The sequence below is a fragment of the Streptomyces sp. N35 genome, from assembly GCF_016464295.1.
In the GTDB taxonomy this organism is placed as follows: domain Bacteria; phylum Actinomycetota; class Actinomycetes; order Streptomycetales; family Streptomycetaceae; genus Streptomyces.
Map to the genome: position 1 here is coordinate 33,564 of NZ_JAEIMH010000074.1, position 11,887 is coordinate 45,450.

An 11,887-nucleotide genomic window follows, 5' to 3' on the forward strand; every position below is an offset into this window, starting at 1 on the left:
GAGCGACGTGGCCGGCTCGGCCGGACGTACGGCAGGCGGGAACGACGACCGGATCCAGCGGGCCCTGCGCACCTTGCTCGAGGAGCGCGACCGCCTGCGGCAGGAGAACGAGCAGCTGGCGGCCCGCCGCAACGAACCGATCGCCGTCGTCTCCATGGCCTGCCGCTACCCCGGCGGCGTGACCTCGCCCGAGGACCTGTGGAACCTGGTGCGCGAAGGCCGCGACGTCATGAGCGACTTCCCGGACGACCGCGGCTGGCGGGATGTGTACGACGCCGACCCGGACACCCGGGGCACCGCGTACACCCGCCAGGGCGGTTTCCTGGACGACGTCGCGGGCTTCGACGCGGAGTTCTTCCACCTCAGCCCGCGCGAGGCGCTGGCCGTCGATCCGCACCACCGGCTGCTCCTGGAGACCTCCTGGGAGGTCTTCGAGCGCGCCGGCATCGTCCCGGCGAAGGTGCGCGGCGACGAGATCGGCGTCTTCACCGGGGTGAGTTCGACCGAGTACGGCTGGCGCTTCCTCGAAGGAGGTGACAAGGACCTCGAGGGCTACCTCCTGTACGGCAGCTCGCTGAGCGTGGCCTCCGGCCGGGTGGCGTACGAACTCGGACTGACTGGGCCCGCGGTGTCGGTGGACACGGCGTGTTCCTCGTCGCTGGTGGCCCTCCACCAGGCGGTGCAGGCGCTCCGCGCGGGGGAGTGCTCGATGGCGCTGGCCGGCGGCGCACTGGTGATGGCGACGCCCGCGATGTTCGTGGAGTTCTCCCGCCAGCGCGCTCTGTCGCCCGACGGCCGCTGCAAGGCGTTCGCCGACGGGGCCGACGGGACCGGTTGGGCGGAGGGGGTGGGCGTCCTGCTCCTGGAGCGGCTCTCGGACGCCCGGCGCAACGGCCATCCGGTCCTCGCCGTCGTGCGCGGCTCGGCCGTCAACCAGGACGGCGCCAGCAACGGCCTGACCGCACCCAACGGCCGCGCTCAGGAGAAGGTGATCCGCAAGGCGCTCGCCGACGCCGGACTCACGACGGCTGACGTGGACCTGGTCGAGGCGCACGGCACCGGCACCAAGCTCGGCGACCCCATCGAGGCGACCGCCCTCCTTGCGACGTACGGACAGGGCCGCGCCGAGGACAGCCCGGCGTGGCTCGGGTCCTTGAAGTCCAACCTGGGCCACACGATGGCGGCGGCCGGTGTCGGCGGCGTCATCAAGACCGTCATGGCCATGCGCCACGGCTATCTGCCGAGGACCCTGCACGTGGGCGAGGTCTCGCGGCACGTCGACTGGTCCTGCGGCGCCGTCGAGGTCCTCACCGAGGGCCGTGAGTGGCCCCGCGGACAGGGCCCGCGCCGGGCCGCGGTGTCCTCGTTCGGCGTCAGCGGTACCAACGCGCACGTCGTCCTGGAGGAAGCCCCGCACCAGGAGCAGCCCGACACCGAACCGGCGGCCGTCGTCGGCGGCGTGGTGCCGTGGGTGCTGTCCGGCAGAAGTGCCAAGGCCGTCCAGGAACAGGCCGCGAAACTGGCGGATCTCGTCGCCGCCGACCCCGGCCTCGACGTTGCCGACGTGGGCCACTCGCTGGTGACGAGCCGCTCCACGTTCGAGCACCGCGCGGTGGTTCTCGGCCGCGGGCGCGACGAGCTGACGGCCGGTCTTCAAGCGCTCGGCCGGGGCGCGGAGTCCGCCGCGGTGGTGCGTGGTGCGGCCGGCAAGCTCGGCCCGGTGGCCTTCGTGTTCCCGGGCCAGGGCTCGCAGTGGGCCGGAATGGGGCGTGAACTGTACGACGCCTTCCCGGTGTTCGCGCAGAGCCTGGACGAGTGCGCGGCCGCCCTGGCCGAGTGGGTGGACTGGTCCTTGCTGGACGTGATCCGCGGTGAGCCGGGCGCACCGGGCCTGGACCGGGTCGACGTCGTACAGCCCACGCTGTTCTCGGTGATGGTGGCCACGGCCGCCCTGTGGCGCTCCTTCGGTGTCGAACCGTCCGCGGTGGTGGGTCACAGCCAGGGTGAGATCGCGGCCGCCCACGTCTGCGGCGCACTGTCCCTGCGGGAGGCCGCCAAGGTCGTGGCGCGGCGCAGCCAAGCCCTGGCGGGACTCATCGGCCACGGCTCGATGGCATCGGTCGCGGAGCCTCTCGACGTGGTCGAGGCGAAGGTGGCCCCGTTCGGCGGCCGCATCAGCGTCGCCGTCGTCAACGGCCCACGCTCCGTGGTGGTCTCCGGGGAACCCGACGCCCTGGACGAGTTCGTGGCCGCGCTGAAGGCCGAAGGCTCCCAGGCCTCGCGGATCAAGGTCGAGTACGCCTCGCACTCGCAGCACGTCGACCGCGTACGCGACGACGTGCTCGCCGCGGTGGGCGACCTGGCCCCGGTCTCCTCGCGCCTGCCGTTCTACTCGACCCTGCATGGTGAGCTCTTCGACACCGCGGGGCTGGACGGCGCGTACTGGTACACCAACCTGCGCGAGAGGGTCCGGTTCGAGTCCTCCGTACGGCAGATGGCCGAGGACGGCTACCGGGTGTTCATCGAGATGAGCCCGCATCCCGTGCTCACCATGCCGGTGCAGGACACCGTCGAGAACGCACTGGAGAACGCACAGGGCGCGCTGGTGCTGGCCTCGACGCGGCGCGGCCACGCCGCGTCGGAGTCCCTCCTCGCGTCGCTGTCGGCCCTCCATGTCGCGGGCGCGTCCGTGGACTTCACGGCCCTGCTCGGAGAACGACGGCGTGTGGACCTTCCCACCTACGCGTTTCAGCGGCGCCGCTACTGGCTCAGCTCCTCGCAGGCGCCCCTGCCGGAGGCGGAAGCATCCGCTCCGGAACCACCCGTGCAGGAGGTCGTACCCCTGTCGCGGCGGATCGCCACGCTGACCGGCCAGGACGCGCGGGCCCTGGCGCTCGACCACGTCCTGACGAAGGTCGCCGTCGTCCTCGGCCACTCCAGCAGCGAATTGGTCGGCGCCGACCAGGAGTTCAAGGAGCTCGGCTTCGACTCGATGCTCTCCGTGGAGCTCAGCAAGCGCCTGGCCGCGTCGACCGGCATCAAACTGAAGCCGAACGTGGTGCTGCGCCATCCGTCACCGCGGCTGATCGCCGAGCACATCGTGTCCTGCTCGGCCACCTAGCTCCACGCCGCTCGTCGTCTCGCCGGCGGGACATCCCCATGTCTCGCCGGCGGGACAACGCAAGCCCGCCGGCGCAGTGTCCCGCCGGAACTCGAGGTGTGTTGAACGACCCCTCACCGCCCATGACCATGGCAGTGGGGCCCTGCTCATTCGCCCGCAACCAGGCTTATCTGTCGAGGGGTTGATTCGTGTGCGTTCGTTCGGCGCGTCGTCTGCGCATAAAGGCATGTGGCGGGCGCAGGAAATGGCTCCTGACACCCCGAACCACGCGCTGACCATGTGGGACGTGGACGGTGAGCTGAACGCCGAGCTCATCCGGTCCGCGCTCCTGCACGTGATGGGCGAGGCGGAGGTGCTGCGCGTCAACTTCGTCGAGAGGGACGGCTCTTTGCGCCTTGTTCCCCGCGAACTCGGCGACTGGCAGCCCTTCTTCCTCGACATCAGCGCCGAGGCCGACCCCGAGCAGGCGGCCCGCGACGCCATGGCAGACCTGGTCCGGGAACCCTTCGACCTGACGAAGGACCTGCTGTTCCGCCTCGGCGTGGTCAGGCTGGGCCGGACCCGCTCACTGCTCGTCATCGCCTACCACCATCTGATCTCGGACGGGTTCGGCGCAGGCGGTCTGCTCTCCAAGCGTCTCGCCGAGGTGTACACGGCGCTCGTCCGCGGCGAGGCCGTACCCGAGCTCGCACACCCCTGGGACGCCGAGTCGTTCGCGAACGAGGCCACGCAGTACCTCGCCTCCGCGAAGTTCGCAGAGGACTCGGAGTTCTGGCGCGACTATCTCAAGGACGCGCCGCCGCCCGCCCAGATCCCGCGCATCGCCCTGTCCGACGCCCAGCGTGCCGACCTGTCCGAACCGCTCTCCACCGCCGACCAGTGGTCGGAGGTGGCCGAGACCATCGGCATGGTGAGCCGCACACTGACCGTGCCGCGTGCCGAGGCCGACGCCTGGACGAAGACCGCGCAGTCCCTGGGCCTGTGGATGTCCCAGCTGCTGACCGCGGCCACCGCCGCTTACCTGCGCCACCGCTGCGACCGCCCGGAGTTCCTGCTGTCGCTCGCCGTCGGCAACCGCGTCGGCGTGGCGAGCAGGACCCCCGGGCTCGCGGTGAACGTGGTGCCGGTGCGCGCCCGTATCGGCCTGGACGCCACGTTCGCCGGCACGGCCGAGGCACTCGTGGACGAGACGTACGAGATCTTCGACCACACAGCCTGCCACTACTCCGACATCCAGCGGGCGGCCGGCACCACACTGAGCGGCCGCGGCAGTTACGGTGCCGTCGTCAACGTCGTCGAGTTCGTGGACCAGCTCCACTTCGGCGACAGCCCGGCGCGCTACGCGGGCGCCACGACCGGCACCTTCGAGGAACTGTCCATCGGCGTCTACACCGACGGCAGCCCCGACAGCGACCTGTTCATCCGGCTCGACGCGCCCTCCCGCCTCTACCACCGGGCCGAACTGCGCTTCATCGGGGAGGAATTGATCGCCTGCATCCGCGCCGCGGTCGCCGACCCCGGCCGGCCGGTCGGCGCGCTCGACCTGCTGGGCGGCGCCGAGCGCGAGAAGGTCCTCGCGGTCTCGCGCGGCACCGAGGCACCGCCGGCGGGCCTGACCGTTCCACAGCTGTTCGCCCGGCAGGTCGCGCAGCATCCCGAGGCCGTCGCACTGGTCGATGGCGATGCGGCCCTGACGTATCGCGAACTGGACCAGCGGACCGACCGGGTCGCCGAGGCGCTGAGCGGCCGGGGCCTCGGCCCCGACCGCATCGTGGTGGTGGCCCTGCCCCACTCGGCGGACCTTGCTGTCGCGCTCCTTGGCGTGGTGAAGTCGGGCGCGTCCTACCTTCCTGTCGATGCGTCGGCACCCGCGGAGCGCATCAGCGAACAGCTCGGTGAGACCCCGGTGTCCGCCCTGCTCACCGACGCGGACACGGCCCTTCGGCTGGGCGGCGGTCTGGAGGCGTCCGCGCTCGTCCTCTCCGACCTCCTCGCGCAGGACGCCGGGCCCAGCGCTCTTCTCGCGCCGCACCCGGACACTCTGGTGGCCGTGGTGAGCGACGCGAGTGCTGCCACGGCGGCACCCTTCGGCGTCACCCACCGCAATCTCGAGCGGTTCGTCGCGGACGCCAACTGGCGCGAGGCCGCCGGCGGCACGGTGCTGTGGCATACCCCGCACACCTCCGACGCCCTCGCCTTCGAGTTCTGGGCACCGCTGCTCAGCGGCGGCCGCGTCGTCCTGGCGCCCGCCGGGGAACTCGGCGGCGACGGCCTCGACCGAGCGCGCCAGGAACACGGCATCACCGCACTGTGGCTGCCCGCCGCCCAGTTCTCCACGATCGCCGCCGAGCGACCCGCGTCCTTCGCCGGACTGCGCGAGGTGTGGACCGGCGGCGACCGGGTGTCCGCGGCCGCGCTGCGCAAGGTCAGGGAAGCCTGCCCCGAGCTGACCATCGTTCACGGCCACGGCCTGACCGCGGCCACCGTGATCGCCGCCTGCCACCGGCTCGCCGCGGACGAGCCGGTGCGCCACGCCGGCACGGTCGGCCGCCCGATGGTCAACACGGCCCTGTACGTCCTCGGCCCCGGCCTGGGACCGGGCCCCGTCGGTGTGACCGGTGAACTGTACGTAGCCGGTGCCGGCGTGGTGCGCGGCCACCCGGGGCGACCCGTCAGGACCGCGCAGCGCTTCGTGGCCTGCCCGTTCGGCCCGGCCGGTTCGGTCATGTACCGCACAGGCGACCGGGTGCGCTGGGGCAGCGACGGACGCCTCGAGTACGTGGCGCGCGCCGACGCGCACGCCGATGTCCGTGGCGTACGTGTCGAACTCGCCGAGGTCGAGGAAGTGCTGAGCGAGCACCGCGGCATCGCTCAGTGCGCCGTCGTGGTCAAGGAGGACGGCCAGGGACAGCAGCGCCTGGTGGCCTATGTCGTCCCGGCGGCCGGCACGCCGCAGTCGGCCGACGAACTGCGCCGGTTCGCCGCCGGCTGGCTGCCGGAGTCCATGGTGCCGTCGGTGTTCACGCTCTTGGACCGGCTGCCGGTCACCGCGGCGGGACGCCTCGACCGGGCGGCGCTGCCCGCCCCCGTGCTCGACGACGACGCCTACCGTGCACCGCGCAACGACCGGGAACGCAAGCTGGCCGAAGCCTTCGCCGACGTACTGGAGTTGGACCGGGTCGGAATCGACGACGACTTCTTCGACCTCGGCGGCAACTCGCTGCGGGCCATCCGGCTGGTCGGCCTGATCCGGACGGAACTGGGCCAGGAGGTCTCCATCCGGCGGCTGTTCGCGGCGCGTACCATCACCGGCCTGTCGGACATGTGGAAGGACCTCGGCCAGTCCAGCAGGCCGAGCCTGCGCCGCCGCACGAGGGAGGGCGCGGTCCTCTGACCGCGCCCGGCCCCTGCCGGATCGGGGCGTGGGGTCGCGGCCTTCGCGGCGCGTGACTCCACGCACGGCGGCATGTGACTCCACGCACGGCGGCACCGGCACCGTCGGCGTGCCCCGTCGGCACCGCGCTTCCCCGTCGAGCACGTCGGCGCACCTCACGCAGTGCGGCCGAGGCGCCCTGCACACACCACAGAGCCCGGCGACAAAGTGCGGTCGCCGGGCTCTCGTACGCCCGAAATCCCCCAAGCGCGCCGGGTGCCGTCAGCCGGGGGGCGCCCCCGCGAGCAGCCCGTCGGTGACCGCCGCGGCGACCTTCTCCAGATGGTCGAAGAGGTAGAAGTGGCCGCCGGGAAAGACCTCGAGGGCGAAGTCTCCGGTCGTGTACCGCTGCCAGGTCCGGGCGTCCTCGACCGTCGTCATCGGGTCGCAGTCCCCGGTCAGGGCAGTCACCGGCACGCCGATCGGCTCGCCCCCGCCCCACTCGTACGCACCCAGCATGCGGTAGTCCGCCCGCAGGGCCGGCAGCACCAGCTCGAGGAGATCGGGGTCCTCGAGCATGGCCTGGTCGGTGCCGCCGAGGCGGCGTACATCGTCCAGCACGTCCTGGTCGTCGAACAGCTCGTACGCGCTGTCGTGGTGCTCGGGCCCGCCCCGGCCCGAGAGGAACAGGTGCTCAGGGGCGGGCAGCCGGCGTTCGGCCGTGAGGACCCGCGCGGTCTCGAAGGCGACGAGCGCGCCCATGCTGTGACCGAAGAAGGCGTAGGGCCGGCCAGGATCGGCCGCCAGGTCACGGGTCAACTCCGCGGCCAGTGCCGCCACGAGCGGACCGAGATCGGCGAACGGCTCCTCGCGGAAGCGGTCCTGGCGCCCCGGGTACTGCACCGCCAGCACATCGAAGGCGGACGGCAGGTGGTGCGCCAGTTCTTTGAACGCCGTGGCCGAGCCGCCGGCATGAGGGAAGCACACGAGCCGTGGCCCGCCGCCCGTTGACTTGGTGAAGCGTCGAAACCACGTGCTGTTCACGTGCGGTATCCCTTCGTCGGTGGCCGTCATCGCGAGCCGGCTCTTCTCATACGCGCCCGTCATCGCGAGCCGGCTCGTCTCGTACGCGCCCGTTATCGCGAGCCGGCTCGTCTCGTACGCGCCCGTCATCGCGGGCCGGCTGTCGCCGTACGCGCCCGTCGTCGCCCGATGCCGCTCAGCCCTGCAGGGCCGGCCCGCACCACGTCGTGAGTGCGTCGCGCAGCCCGGGCAGGTCAGGCGCGGCGCCCTCGGCGGCCCAGGCGACATGGCCGTCCGGCCGTACGAGCAGCGCGGTCGGCGGGGGGATGTCGCCGACAGCCGGTACGTGCCACAAGTCCTGTCCGCTGCGTGCCTCGACGAAGTCGACGCGGCCGGCCCAGCCCTTGGCGACCAGGGCCAGTTCGGTGTCGTCCCGCAAAGCGAGCAGGACGGGCCGCCCCGAGTGCAGCAGCTCGTACACGCGCTCCGCGTCCTCGGTGTCGTCGAGCCAGGCGTCCGGGACCCGGCGGCCCACGAGCGGGTGGTCGCCGTCGATCGGGTAGCGGATGTCGAGCGCCGTCAGAAGATGGCGCAGGTACCGGTTGACGTCGTCGAACACGATCAGAGAGCCGAACACCTCGCGCAGCGCGTCGGTCTGCGGCCCCGGCCGCACCAGCGCCGACTGCGCCCGGGTGTTGGCGAGCACGCGCTCCGCGACGGGGTGGCGCTCCGCGTGGTAGCTGTCGAGGAGCGTGGCCGGCGCCTGTCCGCGCACCACCGCGGCCAGTTTCCAGCCGAGGTTGACCGCGTCCTGCACGCCCATGTTGAGGCCCTGCCCGCCGGCGGGGAAGTGGATGTGGGCCGCGTCGCCCGCGAGGAGCACCCGCCCGGCCACGTAACGGTCGGCCTGCCGCGCCGCGTCGTTGAAGCGGGAGACCCAACGGGGGTTGCGCATCCCGAAGTCGGTGCCGGCGACCCGGATCATCGACTCGCGCAGCTGCTCGAAGGTGACCTGTTCGTCGCGGTCCACGACCCGGTCGAACTCGGAGGTGATCACGCGGTGCCAGCCGGGCTGGAAGGCGATCGCCGAGTAGTCGCCGGCGTGGGTGCGGCGCACCCACACGTAGTCCTCGGGCAGTTCGGGCAGCTCGACGTCGCCGATCAGCGCCGTCATCGTCGGATCGGTGCCGGGGAAACCGATCCCGGCCAGCTTGCGCACGGTGCTCCGGCCGCCGTCGCAGCCCACCAGATAGCGGGCCGTGAGGGTCGGACCCGTGGCCGCGGGGCTGCGCGTCTCGACGCTCACGCTGTCCTCGTCCTGGGCGAGGGCGCATATCTCACTCGAGCGCAGCACGCGTACGCCGAGCTCGCCGGCCCACTCCTCCAGGATCCGCTCGATGTCGGACTGCAGGATCATCAGCGGGTACGGGTGGCGGGACTCCGACTCGTCGAAGTCGAGGTAGAGGCCCGCGAAGTGACCGACCGGCTGCAGATCACCCTCCGCGAGGAACCGGTCCACGATGCCGCGCTGGTCGAGGATCTCCAGGGTGCGGGAGTGGATCCCGCCGGCCCGCGACTCGCCCGAGCGCTGCGGCAGCCGCTCGAGCACCACCACGTCGACGCCGGCGAGCCGCAGCTCGCAGGCGAGCATCAGGCCCGTGGGCCCGGCGCCCGCGACGATCACATCCGTGTCCATGCCGGTGCGTCCCACGTCGTTACCTCTCAGTCGACTCGCCCTGTCACGTCGTCAGCTCACGTTCACGCACGGGTAGCGGTCGTTCAAGGCACTCAGGTGCCCGGCCGGGCCGGCGCACGCCGGGGTGGCCGCAACCGCCGACGGGGGTCCTGTCCCCCCGGCGGGACGGGTCTCAGGCAGCGTCCAGCGCTTGGGTGATCTTCCGGCTCATCGCGGTCAGCGTGGGCTGCGGTTCGCCCTTTCCGGTACGGGCGGACGCCTCGACAGCGACCAGGACGGTGCCGCGGAAATTCTCGGCCTCCTCGGGGGCCTGTTCCTTGAGCAGTTCCATCGACCGTGTCAGCGCGGGCAGGACACGGTCCGCGATCTCGGCGGCCGACTTGCCGCTCAGATCGCCGACCTGGCTCTTCTCCGCCAGGACATGACCGACCAGACCGGTCGCGGACGTCAGGGCGATGCTGCCCTGCGTGGCCACCTTGTGGGGCGAGTCGGCGCCGGCGGCGGCCGCCATCAGCGTGACCGCTCCGTACGCGGCGTTGCGCAGCACGAGCTTGTCCTGGTCGTCGAGCGTGGGGGACATGAGGGCTCCTTGTCTTGCCGGGCACGCAGGCAGGCGGGGAGGCCCGCCGGGTGCCCGTGGGGGATGGCATGCGGCCGGCGGGCGGGTCGAGGACTCGGTGAGGCTCTTCACCGATCCCGCCGGAGCTCACGCGGGCGAGCCTGCCAGGGGCGTCTCGACGCGTACTCGTGCGCCGCTCGAGCGGCGGTCGAGGCATGAGCCGTTGTCGTCCAAAGCTCGAACCGCCTTCTAGCCGCATGGCAGAAGCTGGCCGCCGGATCATCACGAGGCCGATGCGCCATGCGGTCTTCACGACGACCGGAAGGGACATTCCCATGACCGCTCTGGACGACGTTCCGGTCGGGCAGCAGCGTGGCACGGTCGACGAACTCGAGGCTGTCCGTGCCGCCATGCGGCGCGGTCCGAGTGACCGGGCCACCCGGACGCAGCACGCCAAAGGCAAGCTCACCGCCCGCGAACGACTCCAACTCCTCTTCGACGACGGAAAGTTCACCGAGGTAGAGGGCCTGCGCAGACACCGGGCGAGCGGCTTCGGCCTGGAGGACCGACGCCCGTACACCGATGGCGTGGTCACCGGCTGGGGCGAGGTGTTCGGCCGTCCCGTCTTCGCCTACGCCCATGACTTCAGGATCTTCGGCGGCTCTCTCGGCGAGGCGCATGCCGAGAAGATCCACAAGATCATGGACATGGCCTCCCGGGCCGGCGCACCGCTGGTGGGGCTGTGCGACGGCGCAGGCGCCCGCATCCAGGAGGGCGTGACCGCCCTGGCCGGCTACGGCGGGATTTTCCAGCGCAACGTCCGCAGCTCCGGGGTCATTCCGCAGATCAGCGTCATGCTGGGTCCCTGCGCGGGCGGGGCCGCCTACTCGCCCGCACTCACCGACTTCGTCTTCATGGTGCGCGGCACCGCCCAGATGTTCATCACCGGCCCCGACGTGGTGGAAGCCGTCACCGGCGAGCAGATCAGCCATGACGAACTGGGCGGAGCCCACGCCCACACCACGCTGTCCGGGGTCGCCGCGTTCGCCTACGACGACGAGGCGAGCTGCCTCGCGGACGTGCGTTATCTGCTCTCCTTCCTGCCTTCCAACAATCGCGAGCAGCCTCCCGCGGAGCCTTGCGCCGACCGGCCCGGCCGTCTCACCCCGGCGCTGCGCGAGCTGGTGCCGTCCGAGCAGAAGCGCGCGTACGACATGCGCGCGGTCATCGCGGAGTGCGTGGACTTCGGTTCGTTCTTCGAGGTGCACGAGGCATGGGCCCCCAACGTGGTGTGCGCCCTGGCCCGCCTCGACGGTCATGTCGTCGGCATCGTCGCCAACCAGCCCGTGGCCCTGGCCGGTGTCCTCGACATCAAGGGCAGCGAGAAGGCAGCCCGGTTCGTGCAGTTCTGCGATGCGTTCAACATTCCCCTGGTGACCCTGGTGGACGTACCGGGATTCCTGCCCGGCGTCGACCAGGAACACGGAGGGATCATCCGGCACGGCGCGAAACTGCTCTACGCGTACTGCAACGCCACCGTCCCCCGCGTCTCGGTGATCCTGCGCAAGGCCTACGGCGGTGCGTACATCGTCATGGACTCGCGTTCCATCGGCTCGGACATCTCGCTGGCCTGGCCCGGCAACGAGATCGCGGTGATGGGCGCCGAGGGCGCCGCGGGTGTGGTCTTCCGGCGCGAGATCGCGGCCGCGGACGACCCCGATGCCGCTCGCCGACAGCACATCAAGGAGTACCGCGACCGGCTCATGCACCCCTACTACGCGGCCGAACGCGGCCTGGTGGATGACGTGATCGACCCTGCGGAGACCCGCGTCCGGCTCATCGACGCGCTCGCCGTGCTGCGCACCAAGTACGTGACGCAGCCTGCCCGCAAGCACGGGAACCAGCCCCAGTGACGACAGGAGCCGACACGCGTATGTCCGTGGAAACCCTTGCCTCCGCACCGACAGCGACAGAGCTGTCCGCCAAGACCGAGCAGTCCGCCAAGACCGAGCAGTCCGTCAAGACCGAGCAGTCCGTCAAGGAAGTCCGCCGTCTGGACCGGGTGATCATCCGGTTCGCGGGTGACTCGGGTGACGGTATGCAGCTGACGGGTGA

Annotated in this window: 7 protein-coding genes; 4 read left to right on the forward strand and 3 right to left on the reverse strand. The window is 71.5% G+C overall.

Annotated features, from left to right (window positions below; all coding sequences use genetic code 11):
* The first annotated feature begins 7 nt into the window (after nt 1–7).
* Together JAO81_RS31805 and JAO81_RS31810 are read left to right on the forward strand one after the other, a co-directional pair.
* On the forward strand, nt 8–3,121 hold the full coding sequence (locus JAO81_RS31805) for a type I polyketide synthase (RefSeq protein ID WP_199551437.1): 3,114 nt from the start codon (nt 8–10) through the stop codon (nt 3,119–3,121).
* 190 nt (nt 3,122–3,311) lie between these two features.
* Nucleotides 3,312–6,515 (forward strand): AMP-binding protein, encoded by a 3,204-nt coding sequence (locus JAO81_RS31810; RefSeq protein ID WP_307813926.1) that lies wholly within the window; start codon nt 3,312–3,314, stop codon nt 6,513–6,515.
* Between the two features lie 261 nt (nt 6,516–6,776).
* On the opposite strand, the gene JAO81_RS31815 is transcribed toward JAO81_RS31810, so the two are convergent.
* The 3 genes from JAO81_RS31815 to JAO81_RS31825 form a co-directional block, all read right to left on the reverse strand.
* Nucleotides 6,777–7,667 carry a thioesterase II family protein gene (locus JAO81_RS31815; RefSeq protein ID WP_233416207.1) on the reverse strand — a complete coding sequence of 297 codons (891 nt, stop codon included), beginning with the start codon at nt 7,665–7,667 and terminating at the stop codon, nt 6,777–6,779.
* Nucleotides 7,668–7,713: 46 nt separating this feature from the next.
* A complete protein-coding gene (locus JAO81_RS31820; RefSeq protein ID WP_307813929.1) occupies nt 7,714–9,228 on the reverse strand; it encodes an FAD-dependent monooxygenase in 1,515 nt (504 codons plus the stop codon).
* A gap of 157 nt (nt 9,229–9,385) precedes the next feature.
* Nucleotides 9,386–9,793 carry a hypothetical protein gene (locus JAO81_RS31825; RefSeq protein WP_199551435.1) on the reverse strand — a complete coding sequence of 136 codons (408 nt, stop codon included), beginning with the start codon at nt 9,791–9,793 and terminating at the stop codon, nt 9,386–9,388.
* A 314-nt stretch (nt 9,794–10,107) separates the two neighbouring features.
* Between JAO81_RS31825 and JAO81_RS31830 the strand changes: the two genes are divergently transcribed.
* Together JAO81_RS31830 and JAO81_RS31835 are read left to right on the forward strand one after the other, a co-directional pair.
* Nucleotides 10,108–11,685 (forward strand): acyl-CoA carboxylase subunit beta, encoded by a 1,578-nt coding sequence (locus JAO81_RS31830; protein WP_199551436.1) that lies wholly within the window; start codon nt 10,108–10,110, stop codon nt 11,683–11,685.
* Nucleotides 11,686–11,705: 20 nt separating this feature from the next.
* On the forward strand, nt 11,706–11,887 hold a 182-nt coding region (locus JAO81_RS31835; protein WP_199551440.1), incomplete at its 3' end, for a hypothetical protein.